Origin of the sequence: Antribacter gilvus (assembly GCF_003946865.1) — a bacterium.
Taxonomy (GTDB): domain Bacteria; phylum Actinomycetota; class Actinomycetes; order Actinomycetales; family Cellulomonadaceae; genus Antribacter; species Antribacter gilvus.
On record NZ_QXTH01000010.1, the window covers coordinates 19,556 to 42,219 of the forward strand.

The 22,664-nt window shown below is 69.8% G+C and carries 27 protein-coding genes and 2 pseudogenes; 9 read left to right on the plus strand and 20 right to left on the minus strand.

What is annotated here, in order from left to right:
- Window positions 1-15: 15 nt before the first annotated feature.
- The 6 genes and pseudogenes from D1350_RS24540 to D1350_RS17140 form a co-directional block, all read right to left on the minus strand.
- Window positions 16-441, minus strand: coding sequence for an NAD(P)/FAD-dependent oxidoreductase (locus D1350_RS24540; protein WP_240644171.1), 426 nt, complete (start codon window positions 439-441; stop codon window positions 16-18).
- A 97-nt stretch (window positions 442-538) separates the two neighbouring features.
- Window positions 539-754, minus strand: a pseudogene (locus D1350_RS24940) (FAD-dependent oxidoreductase); the annotation flags it as partial.
- 98 nt (window positions 755-852) lie between these two features.
- On the minus strand, window positions 853-1,098 hold the full coding sequence (locus D1350_RS24945; RefSeq protein ID WP_125777262.1) for an NAD(P)-binding protein: 246 nt from the start codon (window positions 1,096-1,098) through the stop codon (window positions 853-855).
- Window positions 1,091-1,414 carry a hypothetical protein gene (locus D1350_RS17130; RefSeq protein ID WP_206074582.1) on the minus strand — a complete coding sequence of 108 codons (324 nt, stop codon included), beginning with the start codon at window positions 1,412-1,414 and terminating at the stop codon, window positions 1,091-1,093. Before D1350_RS17130 ends, D1350_RS24945 begins: the two co-directional genes overlap by 8 nt.
- Window positions 1,415-1,509: 95 nt before the next feature.
- The gene (locus tag D1350_RS17135) at window positions 1,510-2,430 is read right to left on the minus strand and encodes a cation diffusion facilitator family transporter (RefSeq protein WP_125777263.1); all 921 of its coding nucleotides are present in this window, start codon (window positions 2,428-2,430) and stop codon (window positions 1,510-1,512) included.
- A complete protein-coding gene (locus D1350_RS17140; protein WP_125777264.1) occupies window positions 2,427-2,828 on the minus strand; it encodes an ArsR/SmtB family transcription factor in 402 nt (133 codons plus the stop codon). The genes D1350_RS17135 and D1350_RS17140 overlap by 4 nt, the downstream gene beginning before the upstream one ends.
- 204 nt (window positions 2,829-3,032) lie before the next feature.
- Here D1350_RS17140 and D1350_RS17145 point away from each other — a divergent pair.
- Window positions 3,033-3,604: pseudogene (locus D1350_RS17145) on the plus strand (Nramp family divalent metal transporter); the annotation flags it as partial.
- Between the two features lie 358 nt (window positions 3,605-3,962).
- Here D1350_RS17145 and D1350_RS17150 read toward each other — a convergent pair.
- The 4 genes from D1350_RS17150 to D1350_RS17165 all read right to left on the minus strand — a co-directional run bounded on the left by D1350_RS17150 (window position 3,963) and on the right by D1350_RS17165 (window position 7,119).
- Complete coding sequence (locus D1350_RS17150) at window positions 3,963-4,982, minus strand: cytochrome c oxidase assembly protein (protein ID WP_125777265.1); 1,020 nt, start codon at window positions 4,980-4,982, stop codon at window positions 3,963-3,965.
- Entirely contained in the window at window positions 4,952-5,725 is a 774-nt protein-coding gene (locus tag D1350_RS17155; RefSeq protein WP_164545207.1) for a copper resistance CopC family protein, read from the minus strand. Before D1350_RS17155 ends, D1350_RS17150 begins: the two co-directional genes overlap by 31 nt.
- An 89-nt stretch (window positions 5,726-5,814) precedes the next feature.
- The gene (locus tag D1350_RS17160; protein WP_125777267.1) at window positions 5,815-6,570 is read right to left on the minus strand and encodes a C40 family peptidase; all 756 of its coding nucleotides are present in this window, start codon (window positions 6,568-6,570) and stop codon (window positions 5,815-5,817) included.
- A 108-nt stretch (window positions 6,571-6,678) separates the two neighbouring features.
- Entirely contained in the window at window positions 6,679-7,119 is a 441-nt protein-coding gene (locus D1350_RS17165) for a hypothetical protein (protein WP_125777268.1), read from the minus strand.
- A 210-nt stretch (window positions 7,120-7,329) separates the two neighbouring features.
- Here D1350_RS17165 and D1350_RS17170 point away from each other — a divergent pair, with 210 nt between their 5' ends.
- From D1350_RS17170 to lnt, 5 genes are all read left to right on the plus strand, one after another.
- Entirely contained in the window at window positions 7,330-7,698 is a 369-nt protein-coding gene (locus D1350_RS17170) for a hypothetical protein (protein ID WP_125777269.1), read from the plus strand.
- A 277-nt stretch (window positions 7,699-7,975) separates the two neighbouring features.
- A complete protein-coding gene (ccsB, locus tag D1350_RS17175) occupies window positions 7,976-8,890 on the plus strand; it encodes a c-type cytochrome biogenesis protein CcsB (RefSeq protein WP_125777270.1) in 915 nt (304 codons plus the stop codon).
- Window positions 8,891-9,042: 152 nt separating this feature from the next.
- The gene (locus D1350_RS17180) at window positions 9,043-9,735 is read left to right on the plus strand and encodes a DsbA family protein (protein WP_125777271.1); all 693 of its coding nucleotides are present in this window, start codon (window positions 9,043-9,045) and stop codon (window positions 9,733-9,735) included.
- 7 nt (window positions 9,736-9,742) lie between these two features.
- On the plus strand, window positions 9,743-10,471 hold the full coding sequence (locus D1350_RS17185; protein ID WP_125777272.1) for a cytochrome c biogenesis CcdA family protein: 729 nt from the start codon (window positions 9,743-9,745) through the stop codon (window positions 10,469-10,471).
- 81 nt (window positions 10,472-10,552) lie between these two features.
- Window positions 10,553-12,262, plus strand: coding sequence for an apolipoprotein N-acyltransferase (gene lnt, locus D1350_RS17190; protein ID WP_240644172.1), 1,710 nt, complete (start codon window positions 10,553-10,555; stop codon window positions 12,260-12,262).
- 158 nt (window positions 12,263-12,420) lie between these two features.
- Here the strand turns inward: lnt and D1350_RS17195 are convergent, their stop codons facing one another.
- From D1350_RS17195 to D1350_RS17215, 4 genes are all read right to left on the minus strand, one after another.
- Window positions 12,421-12,993, minus strand: a complete 573-nt coding sequence (locus D1350_RS17195) for a tyrosine-type recombinase/integrase (protein ID WP_206074583.1) — start codon at window positions 12,991-12,993, stop codon at window positions 12,421-12,423.
- Between the two features lie 782 nt (window positions 12,994-13,775).
- Window positions 13,776-14,555, minus strand: coding sequence for a F510_1955 family glycosylhydrolase (locus D1350_RS17205; RefSeq protein ID WP_125777274.1), 780 nt, complete (start codon window positions 14,553-14,555; stop codon window positions 13,776-13,778).
- A 155-nt stretch (window positions 14,556-14,710) separates the two neighbouring features.
- Complete coding sequence (locus D1350_RS17210) at window positions 14,711-15,721, minus strand: M56 family metallopeptidase (RefSeq protein ID WP_125777275.1); 1,011 nt, start codon at window positions 15,719-15,721, stop codon at window positions 14,711-14,713.
- Window positions 15,718-16,080, minus strand: a complete 363-nt coding sequence (locus tag D1350_RS17215; RefSeq protein ID WP_240644173.1) for a BlaI/MecI/CopY family transcriptional regulator — start codon at window positions 16,078-16,080, stop codon at window positions 15,718-15,720. Before D1350_RS17215 ends, D1350_RS17210 begins: the two co-directional genes overlap by 4 nt.
- 98 nt (window positions 16,081-16,178) lie before the next feature.
- Between D1350_RS17215 and D1350_RS17220 the strand changes: the two genes are divergently transcribed.
- Entirely contained in the window at window positions 16,179-16,637 is a 459-nt protein-coding gene (locus tag D1350_RS17220; protein WP_206074584.1) for a DUF2752 domain-containing protein, read from the plus strand.
- Between the two features lie 55 nt (window positions 16,638-16,692).
- Here D1350_RS17220 and D1350_RS17225 read toward each other — a convergent pair whose 3' ends face one another.
- The 6 genes from D1350_RS17225 to D1350_RS17250 form a co-directional block, all read right to left on the minus strand.
- A complete protein-coding gene (locus D1350_RS17225) occupies window positions 16,693-17,475 on the minus strand; it encodes a cytochrome c biogenesis CcdA family protein (protein ID WP_125777277.1) in 783 nt (260 codons plus the stop codon).
- Window positions 17,472-18,143 (minus strand): TlpA family protein disulfide reductase, encoded by a 672-nt coding sequence (locus tag D1350_RS17230; RefSeq protein WP_125777278.1) that lies wholly within the window; start codon window positions 18,141-18,143, stop codon window positions 17,472-17,474. The genes D1350_RS17225 and D1350_RS17230 overlap by 4 nt, the downstream gene beginning before the upstream one ends.
- 199 nt (window positions 18,144-18,342) lie before the next feature.
- Window positions 18,343-19,713 (minus strand): phenylacetate--CoA ligase family protein, encoded by a 1,371-nt coding sequence (locus D1350_RS17235; RefSeq protein WP_125777279.1) that lies wholly within the window; start codon window positions 19,711-19,713, stop codon window positions 18,343-18,345.
- A complete protein-coding gene (locus tag D1350_RS17240) occupies window positions 19,710-20,363 on the minus strand; it encodes a cation diffusion facilitator family transporter (RefSeq protein WP_125777280.1) in 654 nt (217 codons plus the stop codon). Before D1350_RS17240 ends, D1350_RS17235 begins: the two co-directional genes overlap by 4 nt.
- Window positions 20,360-20,836, minus strand: coding sequence for a signal peptidase II (gene lspA, locus D1350_RS17245; RefSeq protein WP_240644174.1), 477 nt, complete (start codon window positions 20,834-20,836; stop codon window positions 20,360-20,362). The genes D1350_RS17240 and lspA overlap by 4 nt, the downstream gene beginning before the upstream one ends.
- Window positions 20,837-20,963: 127 nt before the next feature.
- Entirely contained in the window at window positions 20,964-21,353 is a 390-nt protein-coding gene (locus D1350_RS17250) for an ArsR/SmtB family transcription factor (RefSeq protein ID WP_476692389.1), read from the minus strand.
- Between the two features lie 50 nt (window positions 21,354-21,403).
- On the opposite strand from D1350_RS17250, the gene D1350_RS17255 reads away from it, so the two are divergent.
- Together D1350_RS17255 and D1350_RS17260 are read left to right on the plus strand one after the other, a co-directional pair.
- Window positions 21,404-22,036 (plus strand): class I SAM-dependent methyltransferase, encoded by a 633-nt coding sequence (locus tag D1350_RS17255; protein WP_206074585.1) that lies wholly within the window; start codon window positions 21,404-21,406, stop codon window positions 22,034-22,036.
- On the plus strand, window positions 22,033-22,662 hold the full coding sequence (locus D1350_RS17260; RefSeq protein WP_240644175.1) for a methyltransferase family protein: 630 nt from the start codon (window positions 22,033-22,035) through the stop codon (window positions 22,660-22,662). Before D1350_RS17255 ends, D1350_RS17260 begins: the two co-directional genes overlap by 4 nt.
- The last annotated feature ends 2 nt before the right edge of the window (window positions 22,663-22,664 follow it).

Genomic DNA, 22,664 nt, shown 5'->3' on the forward strand with positions numbered 1-22,664 from the left:
CTTGGTCACGGCGCCTCACCGTCGGGGAACTGTCCCTTTGGTCGCCATGCGTGTGGCGAGGAGGCGGGCGTCCTGGGCGACGAATCCCAGCAGGGCGGACCCGCGGCTGCGTTGCCAGCTCCGGCCCAGCACATGGAGCCCCGGTGTGGGGGTGTCCAGTCCGCTCGTGCGCACGGCACCGTCGTCGTCGAGAGCCCCGGGGATCTTGATCCAGCGGTCGTCGTGCCGGTAGCCCTTGGCCCACAGGACCGAGTCCGGGCGCAGAGAAGTACCGTCGGCGAAGGAGATGGTCCGGCCGGCGCCGGTCGCGGCGCGAGGACGGAACCGGATGCCGGCGGCGCGCAGGGCGGTGCGGCTGGTGTCGATGATCGGGTCGTTCGCGCGCAGACGTCGCCCGATCCTGGAGTCGGCCGGGGCGCTGACCACGCGGGTGCGGGTCAACCACCAGAAGATGTCGCGGGCCGCGATCCGTTGTGGGACGGTGCGCGCGCTGGCGCCATGGGCCAGGTGCACGGCCCGTGCCCGTGCCCGTGCCCGCGAGCTCGAGCGCGAGCTGGTATCCGGTGTTCCCGGAGCCGACGATCAGGACCACTCCTGCAGGGACATCTTGCGGGCGCCGGTAGTCGTCAGAGTGCAAGTTCGGCAGCTCAGTTTCGAGGTGGCGAGCGAACGCGGGCATGGCCGGCGTACTGAAGGCGCCGCTCGCTACGACCACCCTGTGCACCGAGACCGGCCCGGTGGGTGTGTCGAGAGTGAACCCGCTGTTGCCCCTTCACCAGCGATCGGACCGGTGACGCGGTGCGAACGGGCAGGTCGAAGTGCTCGGCGTAGTCGGCCAGGTGTCGGGCAACGTTATGGCCGCTCGGGTACCGGTCGCCCGGGCCGGGGAACGGGAGGCCGGGCAGCGCGCTGTAGGCGGCGGGCGGTGAACAGGCGCAGGGAGTCCCACCGGTTGGTCCAGCTCGCCCCGGGCTGGCCGGCTGCTTCGAGCACCAGGTGCTTAACGTCGGAGCGGGTCAGGTAGTAGCTGATCGCCAGCCCGGCCTGTCCGCCGCCGACCACGACGACCTCATGATTGGCCGTGCTCGCCTCAGCCATCCGTACCTGCCGCGGTCAGGGCCGCGGCGAGCGCAGCAGCGCTGGGGACGCCTCGCGGGCCCGCGGGCGTCACGTATACCCGGCAGGCCATGGCGGGCGTGCTGCCCCGGGGGAACAAGTCGCGCCCGTCGAGGTGGAACGAGGGCGACCCAACGAAGCCGAGGCGTTCGGCCTGGTCGAGGTCATCGACCTCAACGGTCTCGATCGTGGCCGCCAGGCCCGTAGCGGCCAGGGCGTCCCGCGTGAGCTCGATCGCGGAAGTGGCGTGCGGGCAGCCGGGAACGACGAGGATGGTCAGGGTGTGCTGGTCAGACAACGGCGTCTCCTTGGTGAGGGAACGAGCCCAGCGGGGGCTCGAGGCTCGCGGGCCGGTTCTTGAAATCGTGGCCGTCGGGACCGGGCCTCGGCCGGTCAGGCGTGGCTGGGGGCTTCGTGGTCGCGGTGGGCGACGGGCTCGATCTGGAAGGTCGAGTGCTCGACGGGCACGTCGAAGTGGGTCGCGACGCACTCCTGGAGACGGTCCAGGATCTGTGGAGCGTGCCCGTCCTTGAAGCATCCCTCCTCGACGACGACGTGGGCGCTGATGATCGGCAGGCCCGTCGAGATCAGGGAGGCGTGCATGTCGTGGACCCCGCGCACGTGGTCGATCTCGGTCAGATGGGTCCTGACCTGGTCGAGGTCGAGGCCGGGTGGCGTGGTCTCCAGCAGCACCGAGGCGGTCTCGCGCAGCAGCTTGATCGCGCGGGGCACGATCAGGGCGCCGATGAGCAGGCCGGCGATCGCGTCGGCCTGCTGCCAGCCGGTGGTGGCGATCACGATGGCCGCGACGATCACGCCGACCGATCCGAGCGCATCGTTGAGGACCTCGAGGAACGCGGCCCGTAGGTTGAAGTTGGCCGAGCGCCTGCTGGCGAGCACCAGCATGGAGGCGACGTTGCCGACCAGGCCGATGATGCCGAAGAGGAGCAGCTCGGTGGACGGGATCTCTGGTGGGCCGAACAGGCGCTGTACGCCCTCGATCAGGACGTAGACACCCACGGCCAGCAGGACCGCAGACTGGCCGAGCGCGGCCAGGACCTCGGCGCGCCGGAAGCCCCACGTGCGGCGAGAGGAGGCCGGGCGCAGCGTGAGGGAGGCGGTGATCAGGGCCAGCAGCAGGCCCGAGGCGTCGGTGAGCATGTGCGCGGTATCCACCAGCAGCGCCAGGCTCCCGGTCAGCAGCGCACCGATCGCCTGCGCCACCAGGATCGCGGCGGTGATCCCGAACGCGACCGCCAGCCGTCCGCGGTGGTCCTCCGCGCCCATGGAGCCGTGGTCGTGGTCGTGGCTCATCGCTCATCCTCCAGCCTGGCGCGCTCCTGCGGCCCGAGGTGGGTGCACAACGCAGCAGCTGACCCGGTGGCCTCCAGCAGACCTTCGGTGACGGCGAACAGCGACACCAGCCGCTCCGGGTCCACCAGGGAGAACATCGAGGCGCGGCCGTGCACCCGGGAGGTGACCAGCCCGCAGTCGCGCAAGCACGCCAGGTGCGCACTGACCGTGCTCTGCGCCAGGCCGAGATGTTCGGTCAGCTCTCGCACACGGTGCTCTCCGGAGAACAGGTGCTGCACGATCAGCAACCGGGTCGGCTCCCCGAGTGCCCGGTAGAGCGCTGCAGCCGGAGCAACCGCCGCGCCCTCGTCCAGCGGGGCATCCAGCCCCGGCCCTTCAACTTCCTGACTCATCGCCATGCACCGATGATATCGACGCGCGGCGGAATAGTCCAGGCCTGGCAACCGGAGCAGCCATGCCCCTCCTGCCTGCCCCGTGGGGTCCGACCTGCTCCGCGCCGCTAGTTCCGTGCGCCTGCGAGGCGGCGAAGTAACAACTGAAGGGGTATGAGTCCGGATGTCCGCGCGCTAGAGTTCTGATACCCGAACTTCTTGGGGGGGTGGATGACTCGCACCGTCGCAGAGCCACGCACACGCCGCGTACGCCTATTCATGCTGCTGGACCCGCGTTCGTAGCGGCCATCGCCTACGTGGATCCCGGCAACGTCGCCGCAAACCTCACGCCGGCGCCCGGTACGGCTACCTGCTCATCTGGGTGCTCCTGCGGCCAACGCGATGGCGGTGCTGGTGCAGTACCTGTCGGCCAAGCTCGGCGTCGTGACCGGCCGGTCGCTGCCCGAGGTGCTTGGGGACCGGCTGCCTCGCCCGGCGCGGATCGCCATCTGGGTGCAGGCCGAGATCGTCGCCGCGGCGACCGACCTCGCCGAGGTCATCGGTGGCGCCATCGCCCTCTACCTGCTGTTCGGCGTTCCGCCCGTACTGGGCGGGATCCTCACCGGGTGGTGTCGCTGCTGGTCCTGGCGGTCCAGCAGACCCGTGGGCAGCGAGCCTTCGAGGGCGTCATCACCACCATGCTCGCCGTGCTCACCGTCGGCTTCTGCGCCGGGCTCTTCTTCTCCCCACCCGACCCGGCAGGCATGCTCGCCGGCCTGGTGCCCCGCCTGGCCGGCGCCGATCCCGCACCCGTTCCTCCAACCCAGGCGCGCCGGCCAAACTCACACGGAGCTGCTGTGCACCGAAGCGCTCGGCCTGCTGCGCGCCGGCCAGCAGCGCACCGAACTCGGCCAACCGGAACGGTCGCTCGACGCTCGGAAGCGTGCATGCCTGCGGTGCCCAATCCAGACCTGCGGTTGTGTCCATGACCTCACGGCAAACCCGTACCCGGGTACCGGATGCAAGCCCCGGAGCCACTCGTCAGAGACCCATTTTTCGTGCTTGCGTCCCGGGTTCCTCGGCGAGCACATCCTGGACCAGGCTTTCCAGCGTCGAACGTTCGACCTCGCCAGCGGCGCAGCACTGTGCTCCGCCATATGGTCAGAGCCGTTGGTCACGGGCTGCCAGGCCCTTGAGGTAAGCGTTGTAGGCGTCCAGCTCCGGGTCGTGGTGCAAGGTCTGCTGGTCGGCGGCGGCAGTCTGCCGGGACTCGTCCTTGCGCCAGCGGACGAAGATGATCAACAGCACGATCAGGGCCGGCAGCTCGCCGTAGGACCAGGCCAGGCCCCCGGCGGTGACCTGGTCGGCCAGGACGTCGATGTCCCAGGACTGCGGCGGGTGAGTGAAGGCGCTGACCATCGGGGTGGTGGACATCATCACGATGACGCCGAAGAAGGCGTGGGTCGGCATCTCGATGAACATGTCGGCCGCTCGACCGAGGTGCCCCTGCGGACTGGGCAGAGGGTCCCGGGACAACACCGGGACCGTGAACAGGATGCCGGCGATCAGGAACAGCAGCTCCAGGCCGAGGTGGCCGGTCCAGGTGCTGAGCAGGCGCCCGGCCAGCGAGCTGAAGTAGAGGGCGTAGAAGCACAGCAGGAACACCGGGATCCTCAGCGCCGGATGCAGGAGCACGCGCCCGGCTCCGGAACGCAGCCCCCACCGGGCTGCGACCAGCACCGCGCTGCCGAAGCCGTGGTGGGGCACGGCGCGCAGCAGGAGCGTGCCGGGCCGGCCGAGCACGAGCAGGGGCGGGATGGCCATCATCAGGGTCAGCTGCTGGAACATAAACACGGAGAACATCTCCAGCCCGTAGCCCTCCACACCTGCGCCCATGACGACCACCAGCACCGCGCACCCGGTCAGGAACGACAGCGTCGCCCACGGCGACCAGCGCCTCCCGGTGATCCAGACCCGGATGGCTCCGGCCAGGTAGAGAGCAGCCAGTGCGAGCCCGATGATCGGGATCACCGGGATCGGCTGGATGGTGGGCGCCAGATACGTCTCCCACGAGGGCGGATCGGTGGGGATCCAGACAGGGCCGTCGACGTGGGTCGTGATCCCGGCCGCAGATCGGGTCGTCACCTGCGTCAGGGCCTCGCCGAGGGTGGCCGGGACCATTCCACTGTGTCGGGGCCGGTGATATCAGCAGGATCAGCGGTGCGGTCTCTGCGTCGGGTGACGTACGTGATCACGATCAGGACGGCGATGGCGACGGCGATGCCGACCGTCACCACCACGAGGGGGTCGGTGGTCCTGCCGTTGTCATGGGAGCCCGCCGCGGCTACTTGTCTCTGCCCTGCCGAGGACGACTCCTGGGTGTCCTGGGGCGGGGCAGCGCTGGTCGAGACCGAGCCGGGTTCGTTCTGCGCCGACCGAGTAGGTCCCGGAGACGACGCGGTGCCGGTCTCCGCGTCGGTCGGTTCGAGGCTGAACTCGAAGGCGCCCTCGATCGGGTGCCCGTCGGAGGACACCACATGCCAGGCCACGGTGTAAGCGCCGGACGGCCCTTGCCCGGTGACCGGGACGGTCACCCTCGCGGTGGCCTCATCGACGCTGATCGTTCCGGTGGGGACCATGTCGCCGTCCGCCGCCGTGATGACGACCTGTGCGCCGGTGGCCAGCGGCGCTTCGGACAGGGTCAGGATGATCTCGGGCGGCAGCGCGGTGATCGTCTTGCCGTCGCCAGGGGTGGAGGACAGCAGCTGGTCGTGCGCCCACGCGGGTGCCTGGGGCAGCACGAAGAGCATCAGCGTGACCAGCGCGGCGCCGGCCTGCCGCTGCCGCCGTCGGGAGGGCGGGACCGAACCTGATGTGGTGCCGGGTGCGGTGGTTGTCGGGTCAGGAATCACAAAGGGGTGCATCAGGGCTTTCATCTCAAGTGCAGGAGGCCTCGGGGCGGGCACCGTCTGGCGTGAGGGACGGGCTCGGGACCGCCCCTCACGCACGCGGGTCAGCCGACCCGGATGAACGTCGGGTTGGACTGCCAGATGCTGGTGTATCGCACGGTCTGGCCCGGGACCGGGGCCTCGATCTGCATCCCGTCGCCAGCGTAGATCGCGATGTGTCCGGGCGACCAGATCAGGTCACCGGGCTGTGCCTGGGAGGCCGGTACCTCGGGTCCGGCGTAACGCTGCTCGGACGAGGTGCGCGGCAGGTTGATCCCGACCTGTGCGTACACGTACGAGGTGAACCCGGAGCAGTCCATCCCCGCCGGGGTTGATCCGCCCCACAGGTACGGCACCCCCAGATACCGCATCCCGATCGACACCACCGCTGAACCTCGTTCTGCGGCCTCCTCGGCGGCGACCTGTGCCCGGTACTCCTCGTTCTCCGCAGCGGAAGTCACGGAGACAGCGGTCGTTTCGACCTTCAGCTCCGCATCAGGAGCGACGGTCACGACAGCGGCGGCGGCGACTGCTTGGCGGGCCTGCGAAGTCAGGGCATTGAGGCTTGCCGAGTCGAGCGTGCCCTGAATGGGCTTACCTGCCAGTGAGGTGTTGACCGCCGTACTGGCTGGGGCCGCCTGTGCCGGGGTGGCCACCAGGGTCAGTAGCACGCCGGAGCCGGCTGCGGCGACCACAGCGGTGCGTCCGGCAAACGCGCTCACGTGCTCGGTGGCCGCTTGGGCCACGGTAGCCAGAATGGGGCGGCGGACCGCCCGGTGACGACCACGGCTGGGCGTGGTGGAGGTGAAGCTGGGCTCCATGAAAGCGGGGACCTTTCGGATCGAGTAGAACCACGCACGCGTCCCGGGTCAGGGGCGTGCTGAACCGGTCGACACCCAAAGGGGTTGGTGCCGACGGGGTGTGGTGGTCTACGTCCGAGAGATCCCCAGCGCAGTCAACGATGGCGCAGCTGCGACCGTCCCGATGTGCCGGGCCGCGCGCTCCGCGTGCGCCAGATCCGAGACGAGCCATTGCACGCTGGAAGTCGGCGCCACGGCGGGCCCGGGCGAGGTCGGAGTGACCGGGTCGCACTGCGCGGTCGCCGAGTGGTGATCGGAGCAGCCGTGCGATCCGCCGCCCAGTGGTGCGGGAGCTGCCTCGACGACGGACGTCGGCGCGGACGCCTGCTCTGCGTCCGGCACGGGGGCCTGGTGCGAGTGCCCCGCGCTCTGAGCTGGTTCGTCCAGGTGCACGTTGCACAGGACATGCACGCTGACGACCGCGAGGACCAGGAACATGACGGTCAGGACGCTCGCAGTCTCTCGCCGGGGATCGGCGAGCAGCGAACGGAGGTGACGTGTCAGGCTCATGGCGAGCCAACAGTAACGGAGCGGACACGGTGCCTGGCAACACGGTGCGGTGATGCGGCCTTCCGCCCATGACGACCTGGCCGGGGCGTATGACAGCGCGCAACCGCATAGGCGCTGGGATCTCGCGCCTCGGTCGGAGCGTCAAGGTTGTGCGTCTAGGATGCTCCCACTATGAGTGTCCCGGTCCGACGTCGAGCAGGCTCGAGCGCCGTGCAGCGCGTGCTCGTGATCGTGCTGCTGGCGCTGACCGGTGTGCTCGGTGTGACCGCAGCAGAGCCGTCCTCCCCGACGGCCTCGGCAACGTCGGGTGTCGAACTGGTGGCGTGGCTCGGCGGCGAGAGCGCCGCCTCGGCCCATGATCCGGCTCCGGACGCCGGGACGCATGCCCACGACACGATCAGCCTGCTGTGCCTGTGCGCGCTTGTGGTTGCCGGAGTCCTCCTCGCTGCCGGGCGGAGTGCGCCGCTGCACCGGCTGCGCCGACGCGTCCCTGCGTCCGCGTGGCCGACCTGGGTGATGCGTGATGTCGCTCCGTTCACGTCGACGGACCCGTTGTCGTGGGGTGTGTGTCGACGGTAGACACGGCGAGCCGTTCGATGGTGAACGCTCTCCCGCATCGCTGATTCCGTAGCCGCTCCTGCACCTAGTGGCGGCTTGGCCGCGACCGCATCGTCGGCGTGAGGCCGGAATCGTGGCTCATCTCTGCCTGATTCCCCGAACGTCGGCATGCCGTCGCAAGCCCTCTGCGCGCCCCTGCAACAACTCACCCCTGCCGGTCGGCGCGCTGTTGATGACTACATCGCCTGTCCCACCTCCGGCGTCGGACATGGCTGATCTTTGGAAGGGACCCCCCTCGATGGAGATCTCTGCTCTGAGCGTGCTCCTTGTCTGGTCGGCGGCCACCGTTCTGGTGGTGGCGCTGATCGCGTTCGCGATCGACCTTTCGCGGCAAGCCGAGCACCGCGCAGCGCCCGCCTTCACCGGCGCGTCAGCGGTGGTCGCGCCCCGGCGCGCTGCGGCCGTTGGCGTGGCCACGACGTGGCTGGCCACGAGCCTGCTCATCGCGGCCATCGTGCTACGCGGCGTCGCGGCCGGCCGCACACCATGGTCGAACATGTACGAGTTCACGCTCGTGGGGACCTGCGCGGCACTGCTCGCGTTCGTCCTGCTCAACCTGCGCCGAGACGTGCGCTTCCTAGGAACCTTCGTCACCGGCATCGCGACGCTGTTCCTGGTGCTGGCCGTCAACGCGTTCTACACCCCGGCCACCGGCCTGTTCCCCGCCCTGCAGTCCTACTGGCTGGTCATCCATGTCGGCGTCGCCGTCGGCGCCGCAGGGATCTTCACCGTCAGCTTCCTGACCTCCTCGCTGCAGCTCCTGCGCGACGCGCGTGACAGCGGCGGGGCGATCGTGGGACGCCCCGGGTGGCGCTGGCTGGACAACCTCCCCACCGCCACCGCGCTGGAGGCGCTGTCGTTCCGGCTGACCGCTGTCGGGTTCGTGGCCTGGACGTTCACCCTCATCGGTGGAGCGATCTGGGCCGAGAGCGCCTGGGGCCGGTACTGGGGATGGGACCCCAAGGAGGTGTGGACCTTCATCATCTGGGTCGTCTACGCGGCCTACCTCCACGCCCGCACCACCCGGGGCTGGGCCGGCCGCAAGTCTGCCTACTTCGTCCTGGTGGGCTACGCCTGCGTCCTGTTCAACTTCACCGCAGTCAACCTGATCATCAACGGCAAGCACTCCTACTCCGGGCTGACCGCCGGATGAGCGGTCACCCCGGACGGCCGCATTCATCGCGGCATCCGCCCCTCGTCCTGCGCCAGTCGCCCTTCCCACTTTCTACAGAGGAACCCATGTCCGCTAAGCGTCCGACCGCCAATCCAGCCATCAAGCGTCCGAACGCTCAGGGTCCGGCGCCTATGCGCCCGGCCGCCAAGGGCCCGGCGCCCAAACGGCCGGGCAAGCAGCGCCTGACCTCCCAGCGTCTGCTGCAGTTCGTCCTGCTCGTCGGGGTGCTCACCTTGATCGGGCTCCTCGTTGCGGCGATCCTGTCCTCCGAACCCGAGACGCCTGCCTCCGACGCTCAGGTCGTGCGGGAGAACAGCCACGTCCTGAACCAGGCATCCGACGAGAAGGCGGTGCTGGTGGAGTTCCTGGACTTCGAGTGCGAGGTCTGCCGCGCCTATTACCCGACGGTCGAGCAGCTCCGTGAGGAGCACGCCGACGAGCTCACGCTCGTGATGCGGTACTTCCCGATCCCGGGGCACACCAACTCCGCCACCGCCGCGGTCGCCGTCGAGGCTGCAGCCGGTCAGGGACAGCTGGAGCCCATGTACCAGCGGATGTACGAGACGCAGGCCGAGTGGGGCGAGTCCCAGGACTCCAAGGCAGACGTGTTCCGCGGCTTCGCCCAGGGCCTCGGCCTGGACATGGACGCCTTCGACACCGCCGTCGCCGACCCCGCCACCACGGAACGAGTCCAGGCCGACTTCGAAGAGGGCCGCGCCCTGGGCGTGGAAGGTACCCCGACGTTCTTCCTGGACGGCGAACGGCTAGAAGTGGAGACCCCGGAGGACCTCGTCCAGGCCGTGCAGGCCGCGATCGAGGAATGAGCCGGCGATGAGCATCCCGGAGGTCGTCTTCTCCGGCGGCCTACTCCTTGCCGTGCCGCTCGCGATGCTCGCGGGGCTGGTGTCGTTCGCCTCACCCTGCATCCTTCCCTTGGTTCCCGGGTACCTGGGGTACGTCGGCGGCATGGGTCAGGACAGCTCGAGGAGACGCCTCCTGGCGGGGGTGGGGCTGTTCATCACGGGCTTCACGGTCGTGTTCGTCGCTTACGGTGCCCTGTTCGGGGCGCTCGGGTCCTGGCTGGTCCAGCGCCAGGGGTTCCTCCTACAGGTCCTCGGCGTCGTCGTGTTCCTGATGGGGTTGGTGTTCATCGGCCAGGTCGGACCGTTGCAGCGCACCGTCCGCCCGTCCTGGAAGCCTCGGGTCGGGCTGGCCGGTGCCCCGGTGCTGGGGATCGTGTTCGGCCTGGGCTGGACGCCCTGCCTGGGACCGACGCTCGTGGCGATCTCGGCCCTGAGCATCGATACAGGAACAGCGGCACGCGGCGCCCTGCTCGCCCTTGCCTACTGCCTGGGCCTCGGGCTTCCGTTCCTGGCCCTGGCGTGGGGCTTCGGCTGGGCCCGCCGCTCGACCACCTTCTTGCGCACCCATGTCCGTGCGATCAACCTGACCGGCGGGGCAGTGCTCATGCTCATCGGCCTGGCGATGGTCACCGGCCTGTGGACGAGCCTGATGGGCGCGATGCAGGGCTGGGTCGGCGGCTTCGTCACCCCCATCTAAGCCGCATCGACGACCAGAGTTGGCCGGAGACCGCTCGCACTCATCACGACTTCCGACTTCCGACTTCCGACTTCCAGGAGCGTGGGCATCGACCTCGACGACCGTACGACCGTGAACGACGCCGCGCATGCGTCTGACCCCACTCGCGGCTCCGGGCTCCGGAGACGATTGCCAAGCAGGACCACCCTGAAGGCAAGAGACGGCGAGCCGCCGCTCGTGCCTATGCCAGTTGCGCTCGCGCTGGCGGCGGCTGGCGGGTACGCGCTCGATGGGGCGTTTCCCGCGTTCGCTTGGTGGCCGCTCGCATTCGTCGCCGTCCCCCTCGCGCTCGTCTCTTTCATCGGACGGACCGTCGGTGGCGGGGTGCTCATCGGTGCGGCGTTCGGCGCCACTTTCTACTTTCCGCACCTGTCCTGGGCTAGGCAGTTCCTCGGCGACAACCCCTTCGGCTGGGTGCCGTGGGTGGCGCTGGCAACGGTGGAGACTGTTCTCTTCGCTGCGCTCTCTCCGCTCATCGTGCTGACCTATCGGTGGCTACCTCGCTGGCGTGATACCCGGATCGTGCGGCTCCTGGTGCTCCCTGCTCTGGTCGCAGGAGCGTGGATGGCGCGGGAACTGATCCTGGGTTCCTGGCCGTACGGCGGATTTCCCTGGGGGCGGCTGGGGATGAGCCAGTCGGCAAGCCCGATCGCGCCTGTCGCGTCCTGGCTGGGCGTGTCCGGGCTCGGGTTCCTCATGGTCGCCGTGTGCGCCGGCTCCATCGAGGCCGTCCGGTGGACCGTCCGCACGCGCGCGGTGCCAGGGGCGGACAATGGCGTTCGTCCAAGGTGCCGCTACTTTCTGCTGAGCGCGATCCCGGTCGGCCTGATCGCCATGGTCCTGCTCGTCGTCCCTCAGTTCCCGACCCGCGACGCCGGCATGATCCGGGTCGGTGCGGTGCAGGGCAACGGGCCCGCCGCGTATGCGGACGAGCGCGCCGCACACGAGGTGCTCGACTCGCAGCTGGCAGCCTCTGCCGCTTTGGAGGACGAGCAGGTAGACGTCGTGGTGTGGCCGGAGGGCAGCGTCGACAGCGATCCTGCCGCAGATCGTGACACCGCTCGGGTCCTTAGCGCGGCGGTCGCCGCCTACGGCGCTCCAGTGCTCCTGAACGCGGCGTCGGCCGAGGAAGGCCGCTTCTACAACACCTCGTTCCTCTGGACCAACGCCGGTCCTGAGGCCACGCACGCGAAACGCCACCCCGTCCCGTTCGGTGAGTATGTGCCCGACCGAGAACTGTACGAGGCGATTGCTCCGGGGCTCGTCGCCCTCCTCCAGCGCGAGTACACCCCGGGGAACGACTCGCCGGTCCTTGACGTGGATCAGGTGAGCGTCGGGCTGGCGATCTGCTTCGACGTGGTCTTCGACGACGTCATCCAGGAAGGCATACGCGACGGCGCGCAGGTGTTCATGTTCCAGACGAACAACGCCGACTTCCGTGGCACCGACGAAAACCTGCAGCAGGTCGCCATCGCACGCATGCGCGCGGTCGAGACCGGCCGCAGCGTCGTCAACGTCTCCACCACGGGCACCAGCCAGACCTTCACGGCCGAAGGACGCACGGTCCAGACTCTTGCGAGCGACGAGGCAGGGCTCATGATCGCCGGGGTCGAGCTCCGCGACGGTCTCACCGCCGGAGTCGTCCTCGGCCCATGGATTCAGAAGCTGTTGCTGTGGGGACCCTTGTTGAGCCTCGTGGCCGTGGCCTTCTGCGTTCGATGTTCACCACCCCTGAGCACCGTCGCGCAGTGATCGCGGGGTGGGCTTCGCACCCGATCGGTTCTTTGTCGGGATCGCTCAGGATGGGGCCCGAGTGGAAGTCCAGCTCTCCTTGGAGTCTCCGGACCGAGCGCACAGCTCCACCAGCACGCAGATTGCGCTGTCACGCGGAACCGACCCTGGGTGGGCATTTAGGCGAGCGCGTCAGACCCCGCTTCGTCGTTGTCGGCTTGCTGCAGCTGCCTTTCGGCCTGGCGTTTCTTGTCGGCGATGTGCCGCAGGTTCTCTTCGAGCGCGGAGACCTCGCCGAGCCATTGCAGGCGGTGGGCTTCCTCGAGGCGTTCGTGGGTATTGCGTTCGATCTGGAGCAGGCGTGGCATCTGGGCGGGGGCCATGCGGAGCATGGGGCAGCGGACGCAGGCGTGTTCGTGTTGGCAGGGGGTTCCGTAGGGGCGTTCGCAGGTGCCGAGTGCGACTTTGCGGAGGCTGAAGTGGTCGCGAAACTCGTTCCATTCGGCGTCGCTGGGTTCGCGGTATTCCTCGCTCGGGCGGCGCCCGCGGCGTTCGTCGATGAAGGCTCGGTAGCGGTTGATGACTTCTTCGGGGTAGACCGCGACGTAGCCCTGGGTGGTGTTCAGGTCCAGGTGGCCCAGTAGCTTCGCGGCGATGTGGATGGGCAGGCCGCCGTTGACGACCTCGGTGGAGAACACGCGGCGGAAGTCGTGCGGGGTGAACCGCAGTGGTGTTCCATCGACGTCGCGCACATGGTTGATCGTGCCGTCGCGTATCCGGCCGACGGCGACGGCCGGTCGGTCCGCGCGTTGATTGCCCCCGGCGCCGGCGAGCCTGGCCGAGACCGCTTCCTTGCGGGATTAACGCTCGTACGCAGCCACAGCACGACGTCACGAACCTCTACGCGCTGCGCCCGGTTCCATGGCACATCTACCGCAGCCAGAAACCGGAATCAGCGCAACAGGTCGTATGGGCACGAGCGGCACGACGACGCCCCGTTCCCGCACGCCAGGAGCTCACGCAGGAACTCGCTGACGGGCTCGATCGCCACGCCCGCGCCGACAAACGCGGCCCACGGCAGATCTGGGTTGCTGGTCGACCGGACCGCGCAGGTCCGCGCCACGACGAGTCCCGTGACAGAACGACCGCCGCCTTCACCATCTACGTCCAGTGCCATCGATGCCGCTCCTCGAGGTCGGGCCAGAGGGCATCAGCGTCAGCGCCGCCATCACGTGTTTCGGGGACGACACGCCAGTAGCGCGGTCAACAAGACTGGCTGCGTTCCTCAACAGCCAGGCCTGCTCCGAACAGCTGCCGCTGCGGCTCGCGATCTCCGCAGTGCGCAGTCCGGGGCGAGGAACCTCGCCCAGCTGGTGCTCGGTGCGGCGCCGATGTGGTTCTTCCTGACCATCTACCTGCAGCAGGTCCTCGGCGCCGGTGCGTCGCCGCTGGAAGCGGCCGTGCTGCCGATGACCGTGCTGATCGGACAAGCGCTTCTTCGCGCTTCAGGGACCCGGCGTGCGCGATGGGCCGCTCACTGGTCGAGCATCGGGGTGAACGTGGCGCCACCGTCGGTGGAGGCGAGCACGGTGGCGTTTGCTGCGGCGTAGATCTCCGTGGCCGAGTCGATGGTCAGTGCCTCAGGCTGCCCGTCCAGGCGGGCCCGCTCGGCCCACTCGCCATCGGGGTCTTCCGCTGTGTAAACGACGCCGTCGGGGGTCACGCCGGCCAGCGTGCCGTCGTCGGCCCAGCTCACGAAGACCATTACAGGTGCCGAGGCGACGAGCTCGAACGTGGCCCCGCCGTCGGCGCTCCGGGTCAGGCCCTGCTCGGTGGTGGCCACCAGCACGTCGGGGTCTTCCGGGCTGACCGCGAAGTCCGCGATCTCCTCCTGGCCTAGCGGTTCCCAGGTCTGCTTGTCCGTGCTGGTCAGCAGCTGGCCCGTCATGGAGTTGAGCCCGTACACCCGGTCGTGACGGTACTCGAGCGCGTGGAAGTCGGCCTCGCCGCTCAGGGAGAGCGTCTCCCAGGTCTCGCCGCCGTCGGTGCTCTCGATGAGCCCGACCGAGCCCGGGCCGCCCTGCCCCTCCCCGGGATGGCCACTTGCCAGGAAGTCGCCCGGGCCGGCGACCGTGAACCCCATGTAGTCCTGCACCTGCGAGACCCTCGTCGCGCGGCCGTCGGCGATCCGGAAGAGCCCATAGTGCGTCCCCGCGTAGACCGCACCGTCCGCAGGGTCGACGCCGATCCCGTGAATGTGCTCCATCTCCGGTGCCGCGCCGCCGCCGGCGTCGGCCGGGGTCTCGCTGTTCATCCTCAGAGCAACGAACGCGGCCACCACGAGAGCGATCGCGAGTATGACGGCCGCTGCAATCAGGATGGAGCTTCGACGAGCCACGACTGGGCCTCTCGGTAGGACTTCCCGGACCCCATCTACTATAACGGATAGTAGATGGGGCTGGCGCCGGATCAGCCCAGCCCGGCCACGCAGACCGGCATGGCCGCCGCGCACACGGCAGGTGCCATGACAACGGAGATCAGCTCCGCCAGCGCCAGCCCGGCACCGGCGACCAGCAGCATGGTCTGGGGCAGCCGTAGCCGCACCCGAGGCCCGCTGAGCCGGCGGACACGTGCCACCGCCGAGCCGCCCGCGCCGAGTGCGCCGGAAGGGGTGGCTTGTGCGCCGGCGAGCGTGACCAGCGCGTGAGCCAGCCGACGGCGGACGGCGGCCCGGTCGTTGGTGGCGGTCGCCGGACGCTCGACGCGCACTGCCCCGTCGTCGGCCGCCATCTCCAGGAGCGGGGGAACCTGCTGCTCCGCCCGGCGGAACGACCTCGTCCGGCCGAACGCATGCGCGAGGGCCACGGAGAGCTGGATCGCCAGGTGGTGCCGCTGGTGCAGGTGCGCGCTCTCGTGGGCGAGCACGAGGCGCACCTGGTCCTCGTCGAGCAGGGCCAGCGTGCCTGAGCTCACCACTATCGTGCCTCTGCCGATCAGGCCGCCGGGGAGGCAGTAGGCGGCAGGACGGGCATCGTCCAGGAGGATGCGGTTGTCTCGGTGCCGACTCGGAAGCCTGCGCCCGACGAGGGCGAGGCGGTCAAGCTGTTCATGTCGCTCGCGCCGCGCCCGCCAGGACTCCCGGACGAGGCTTCCCAGCAGCCGGGCAGTGACGACCAGCGCCAGCAGCATCCCGGCGACGCCGAGAACGACTCCGTGCGGACCAGTAGCCTCCGAGCGCAGGACAACCGCGCAATGCGCGAGAAAGCCACCAAGCACGGCGACCAAGGCGGGCGGTGCCACCAGCAGCACCGATGCCAAGCCGGCCAGCAGGACCGACGCGAGCGAGCCGAGACCGAGCAGGTGCCAGGAGGCGACGGTCAGCCGGGGCGCTGACGGTGCCCACGGAGCCCGCACCAGCAGCTGCCCGCAAACGATTCCGATGCCGACGACAGCAAGGAGCAGAAGCAGTATGGTCGTCACGAGCGGCCGGCCTCGTCCAGCAGCGCCTTGAGCTGGGCTGACTCCTCGGGTGTGAGCTGCTCGACGAAGTGCAGCAGGGCCGCACCCCGGTCGCCACCACCACTGGCCAGCGCGTCCTCCATCGCCTTGGCGGTGTGCTCGGCGCGGCCCTGTGTCGCCCAGTACACGTAGGCCCGGCCGGAACGCTCTCGCTCGACAAAGCCCTTCTGGAACAGGTTGTCCAGCACCGTCATGACAGTCGTATAGGCGCGTGTGCGCCCGTCCGGTAGGGCGTCTAGCACCTGGCGCACCGCCAAACGCCCGCCCGAGGACCAGAGCTGCTCCATCACGAGCGCCTCCAGGTCACCCAGCTTCCGCATCCTTGCTCCCATCCCTCGCCAACCTTGGCTGCCCGCCACGCAGGCATATCCTATGCAGGTTAGTAGATCGCTACTGCCGCCATGAAACAGGGCTCGCATTGCCGACAGCCACGACGCCCTTTCTCGGTCTCCAGGCCGAGCAGACCGATCGCCACCGGTGGCTGACCGGGGGCGCCACGCTGGCACTCGGGGCCGCCATCCTGATGGCCGTCTTCGGCCTGCCTCCGGTGGACCTGCACGGCCCGCTGCACCTGCTCGGGATCATGGACCCGTTCTGCGGCGGTACCCGCGCGGCCCGGTACGCCGCGCTGGGGAACCTCGTCGAGGCGTGGCGCTACAACCCGCTGAGCATCGTGATCGTGTACGGCGCGCTGACGGCGGTCGTCCGGGCCGGAGTGGGCCTGGTCACCCGGCGGTGGTTCACGCTGACGATCGGGTGGACTCCGGTCCGACGGCGCTGGGTGATCGCCGTCGCCCTCGTGCTGCTGGTTTTACTCGAGGTCCGACAGCAGCTGCGCGCCGACCTGCTCATGGCGGGCACCAGCACCTGGCCCTGACGCGGTCCATCCGGCACCTCTCAGGTCCCGGTACCACTCAAGGTCCAGGTATCGCTCAAAGGAGTGTGTTGAATCCGCCGATCCACCCCTGCATCTGACCGGTCAGGTAGCTCCAGAGACCCGTGGCCAGGGCCAGTCCGATCAGGACCAGCATCCCGCCGCCGGCCCGCATGATCGCGAGCCGGTGCCGGCGCAGGAACCCGAGCATCCGGTCCGACCCCAGGCCGAGCGCCACCAGCAGGAACGGGACCCCGAGCCCCAGGCTGTAGGCCAGGCCCAGGCCCACCCCACGCCCGGCCGACGCCTCGTCCAGGGCGAGCGCCTGCACCGCGGCCAGGGTCGGGCCCATGCAGGGCGTCCAGCCCAGGCCGAACACGATGCCCAGCAGCGGCGCACCCCACAGACCGGCGCGCGGGCCGATGTGCAGCCGTGCCTCGCGCTGCAGGAACGGGAGCGCGCCGAGGAACGCGAGGCCCATCAGGATCACCACGACGCCCAGGACCCGGGTGAGGACCTCTTCCCAGCGCACCAGGTACGCGCCGACCGCGCCGGCCGCCGCCATTAGCGCCACGAAGACGATGGTGAACCCGAGCACGAACAGCGCGACGCCGAGCACCACCCGGCCGCGCCCGGACAGGCCCGCCCGGCGGGGCGGCGTCGTCCCGCCCGAACCGGGGGGCGCCGCGCCGGCCGCCGCCATCCCGCTGACGTAGCCCACGTACCCGGGCACGAGCGGTAGCACGCACGGGGACGCGAACGAGACCGCGCCGGCGAGCACGGCGATCGGCACGGCGAGCAGCATCGAGCCGCTGAACGCCAGCTCGGCCAGACCGGTCATCGGGTGCTCCCGGAGCCCGTGCTCACAGAGCCCGTACCCTCGGCGAGCACGTCCTCGACCAGCGTCTCGAGGGTGGACCGATCGGCCTGCCCGATGACACGTGCCGCCACCATCCCGTCGCCGTCCACCACCACCGTGGTCGGCACCGCCTGCAGCGGCACGACGCCGTTCAGGTCGGCCACCACCCGCCCGGTGCGGTCCTGGATGCTCGGGTAGGGGATGTCGAAGGTGCGCTCGAAAGCCTTGGCCGTCGGGGCCTCGTCCTCGGTGTTGATCCCGAGGAACCGCACGCCGTCCGCCTCGAGCTGCCCGGCCAGGGTCACCAGATCTGGTGCCTCGGCGCGGCACGGCGGGCATGCGGCGTACCAGGTGTTCAGCACGAGGACGTCGGCCACCCAGTCGTCGGTGTCGACCTCCTTGCCGTCGAAGTCGGTCCCCGTGACCCGCACGGGACCCTCGCGGTCGCCCGGGTCCCAGGTCCGCACCGAGCCGTCACCGGACACGTAGCCCTGGTCCACCGCCTGGCCGGCGCCTGACTGAGCGGCACACCCGGCGAGAAGAACCACGGCCAAGACCGCGGCAAGTGCCACCACGGCACGACGACGGCGAAGGGCGTAACGCGTCGTTGCGCCCGTGGCGACGCTGGCAGGGGTACAGGTTGTGTTCATAGATGGGTTTCTCCTCATGCTCGACGGATGTGCCGAGCCTATTACTAGGTCGCATAGTAGTTTGTCGGGTGGTAGTTCGATCCGCGCACCCGGGTCGCGAGTGCTGGCAACTTGTGACCGGAGCTATCGTGTCCAATCGTCCAGGCCGAGGTGTGCCGAGGTGTGCAGGGTCGCCTCCGGTCGGCTGGGGCCTGTCCCGTCAGGTCAAGGGGATGACTGCGCGGTACTTCCCGCCCGAGGTGTACTGCGGTCGTTCGTCGGTGCGGGTGACCGTGACGTGGCCGAGTCGGTGGTCGGTGAGCAGCCGGGTGAGCGCGGTGTTCAGCGTCTGCCAGACCTGTTCGGTGTCGGCGCCGGGCGCTGGTCGCAGGCGAATGCTGAGGTTCGTCGGAGTGGTCTGCACGACCTGGAAGCGCTCAACTCCGGGCAGGCGTTCGAGGGCCAGGCTGATGCTCAGAGGCGCGATCGTGACCGGCTGGCCGCTGTGCGCCGGGAAGGTGAGCAGGTCGGCCGCGCGGCCTTGAACCTGGAGCGCGGGCAGCGGGTCGCCGCACGGGCAGGGGTCAGGCCGGACCAGGACGGCGTCGCCGAGGTCGTAGCGCACGATCGGCTGGGTGCGGTTGGCGAGGTTGGTCAGCAGCGCGGTGTGGGACCGCTGACCGGGCGGGACCGGTTGATGGTCCGCGTCGACTGGTTCGAAGATGGCCCAGTCGCTGTTGAGGTGTAGCCAGCCGTGCGCGCAGCTTTGGCTGAGGAAGGGGCATTCGTTCGCCGCGTAGCTGTGGCGCACCTTGGCGCCGAACGCTGTGGCGATTCGGTCGTACTCGGGTGCGGGCAGACCCTCGGCGGACAGGACCACCAGGGCCGGGTCGATGCGCAGGCGGCCGGCCTGCTGCTCGGTGGCCAGCAGGGCGCCCACGCTGGCGTAGGGGGCCAGGAGGGCTGGGCCGAAGGCGTTGAGCGCCTCGACCAGCTCGGGCATCGGGGTGTGCACGCCGAAGACCGCGATCCTGTTGCGGCGCAACCGGTTCTTGCGCAGCGCGGCGGCGGCGGTGGTGGAGGCGAAGTGGTCGCCGGTGGCGATGACCATGGCGGTGCGCCCGCCGCGAGCCACGACACGGGCGACGTCGGCCGCGGTGAGCCAGGAACTCAGCGTGCGTGCACCCACCGCGCCGGTGACGGCGAGGACACGCTGGTCGGTCAGGAAGATGCCGGGCGTGCCGGTGGTCCCCGAGGTGGTGGAGACCGTGTAGCGGCCGAGGAACTTCTGTCCGATCAGCGCGGGGACCTCGACGAACGCGCGTACCGCGGCGAGGGTGACGGACGGGTCGGTGACCCAGTCGTCGAACCGCGGCATGAGCTCGGCCTTGCTGGTGACCGGCAGCAGCGTCGGGTCGGTGACGCGTTCGGGCACGTTGCGGTAGTGCTCGCGGTAGTAGGGCGAGCGGGCGCGGGCGAAGGCGACCAGGTCGGCGAGCCGGTCACGCTGCCGCCGCGCAATCGCGTCCTTGCCTTGCCTGCGGGCGGCGCGCGCGTCACGCAGCAGCGACAAGCGGCTTTCCGTCGTCATGGCTGATCCTTGGTTGTGCTCGGGTGGCCCTCTGCAGGCGCGGTCTCGTTGGTCTCGTGCCAGGCTTTGCGGCCGGACTGCACCGCCAGGCCGGCCACGGCCAGGGCGACCACAGGGTCGGCCCACCACCAGCCGAGCGTGGCGTTGAGCCCTAGTCCGGCCAGCACGGTCACGGACAGCGCGTTGGACATCCAGGTCTCGGTGGACTGCGCCACCAGCACCGGGTTGTTCAGCTCCCGCCCGATGCGGCGCTGAGCCACCGCGACTGGGACCATCACGAGCAGGGCGACCACGTTGAGCACGATCCCGATCAGCGACTCGCCGGCCTTGTCCTGCGTGACCAGGTCACGGATCGACTCGAAGCCCACGAACGCGGCCAGGGCGTAGAAGGTGACCGCGATGGCGCGCAGTGCGGGTCGCTGTCGGGCGTGCGCACCCGCCCGCAGCTGCCAGATCACCACGCTGGCGGCGAAGACCTCGATCGCGGAGTCGATACCGAAGCCGACCAGGGCGATGGAGCCGACCGCCAGCCCGGCGGTCACGGCGACGACTCCTTCGACGACGTCCCAGACGATGATGAACCACGCCAGGGCCAGCCCGCGCCGCACGAGCGTGCCTTGCGCTGGTGTGCCTTGCGCTGGCCGGGTCACGGCGCTGCTTCTCTCACGGTGGTGCTGTCGGTGGTGCGCAGGCTGGCCAGGACGAGTGTTGCGGCGCCGAGAGTGAGGAAGACGTCGGCGAGGTTGAAGGTCGGGAACCAGCCGGAGTGCAGGTAGTCGGTGACGACCCCGTCAGCGGCGCGGTCGGCGAGGTTGGCGACCGCTCCGGCCAACATCGCGGCCAGGCCCAGCCGCACGGGCCAGGTCGCGGTGCGAGCGGTGCGCCAGGCGAACACCGCCAGCCCGGCGACGATGAGCCCGGTGCCGCCGAGCACGACCCCGGTGGGCAGCCTCTCGCCGAGGCTGAACGCCACGCCGGGGTTGAACGTCAGCCGTAGCTGGATCACCTGCAGATCCACGGAGGTGCCGTCGGCCAGTGCCCGGCTCGCCCAGGCCTTCAGGCCGAGGTCGAGCGCAGCCAGCACCGCGGCGGTCGCGGCCAGACCGACACGGGCTCGGATCACCCTGGCTGTCTGGTCTCGATCTTCGATGCTCATGACAGGGCCCCACGACGGCTGCGCGCTTCCGGCTTGCGTGACCCAGCGTCCACACCGAGTGCCGGTTCGTGGTGGGAGAGCCCGCGCGCGTCACTCATCGAGCACGTTCCGTCGTCTCCTGGACCACCTCGGCCGGGAGATCCGTGCCGTAGTTCGGGCACAGCGCCACGGCGTACCCGGTCGCGGCGAGCAGGGTTTCCGCCGCCGCCAGCAGGTCCATCAGCTCCGGGCGGGCGAGGCTGTAGAACACCTGCCGTCCCTGCGGGCGGCCCACCACCAGCGCACAGTCACGCAGGCAGGCCACGTGCGCCGAGATCGTGGACTGCGCCATCCCCAGCTCGGCGACCAGGTCCGCGACCCGCGCCTCACTCCGGGCCAGGCGTTGCACGATCGCCAGCCGCGTGGCGTCCGAGAGGCTGTGGAACAGCGCCACCGCCGGGTCCAGCCCCGCGCTCGACGCGAGGCACCCCTCCGTGCTATTCATCGTCATAACACGATGATACCAGTCATTCCGGATAGAAACGAGGTTGGGCGATGTTGATGAACAAGGCCGAGACCGTCCTGGTGAACTCCCCGCCCCGACGCTGGCTGCAACGCTTCTACGAGGTCCGGGTGCTGTTGCGGTTCGGTGGCCGGCTGCTCCCCGGGGCGCGGGCGCTGGAGATCGGCTGCGGCTCCGGGTACGGCTCGCAGCTGGTGCTGGAGCGGTTCGGCGCAACGAGCGTGGACGCCGTGGACCTCGACCCCGTGATGATCGAGCGTGCCCGGCGGCGCCTGGCTCGTTTCGGCGACCGGGTGCGGCTGGTGCAGGGCAGCGCGAGCGATCTACGTGCGGCGGTGGGTGCCGAGGATGGCGGCTATGACGCGGTGTTCGACTTCGCGATCGTCCACCACATCCCGCACTGGCGTGCGGCCGTCGCCGAGGTCGCCAGGGTGCTCGCCCCGGGCGGCCGGTTCTACTTCGAGGAGGTCACCGCCCACGCCCTGGCCCGCCCCACCTACCAGCGGCTGTTCGACCACCCCAGCGAGGACCGGTTCACCGCCGAGCAGTTCCTCGACGAGCTGGCCCGCCACGGGCTCGTCGTCCTCGGGTCGACCACCCGGATCTGCGGCGACTACCTGCTCGGTGTCGCGGCCAAGCCCGTGCCGGCCGGGAGCGACCGGTGACGGCCGTCGCCGCCTTGGCGCTGTTCGTCGTCTTCATGCTGCTCAGTGGTGGCGTACGGACGCTGATCCAGCGCCGCCGTACCGGTGACACCGGAAACCGGCGCAGGTCGGCGGCACGCGGCACGCCCGAGTGGTGGGGGCTCGCCGTGGCCGATCTCGGGTTCCTGATGGTGGGCCTCGGCGCCCCGGTCGCCGCCCTGGCCGGCGTCCCGCCGCTGACCGTCGCCGATCACCCGGCGGTGCATGGCCTGGGCATCGTGCTCGCGGTAGTCGGCATCCTCGCAACCTTCGGCGCCCAGCTGGTGTTGGGCGCCTCCTGGCGGATTGGGGTCGACCCGAGCGAGCACACCGCGCTGGTGACCACCGGTGCGTTCCGGCTGGTGCGCAACCCGGTCTTCACCGCCGCGCTCGTCACGTTCCTGGGGGTGGCGCTGATGGTGCCCAACGCCGTTGCGATCGCGGGCCTTGCGGTCACGCTCACCGGAATGGAGATCCAGGTCCGCCTGGTCGAAGAGCCGCACCTCCGCCGCGTCCACGGCGCCACCTACACCGACTACTCCTCACGCGTCGGACGCTTCCTGGCTGGCCTGGGCCGGCTGCGGGGCGACCACCCGCACGGGAGCTGACG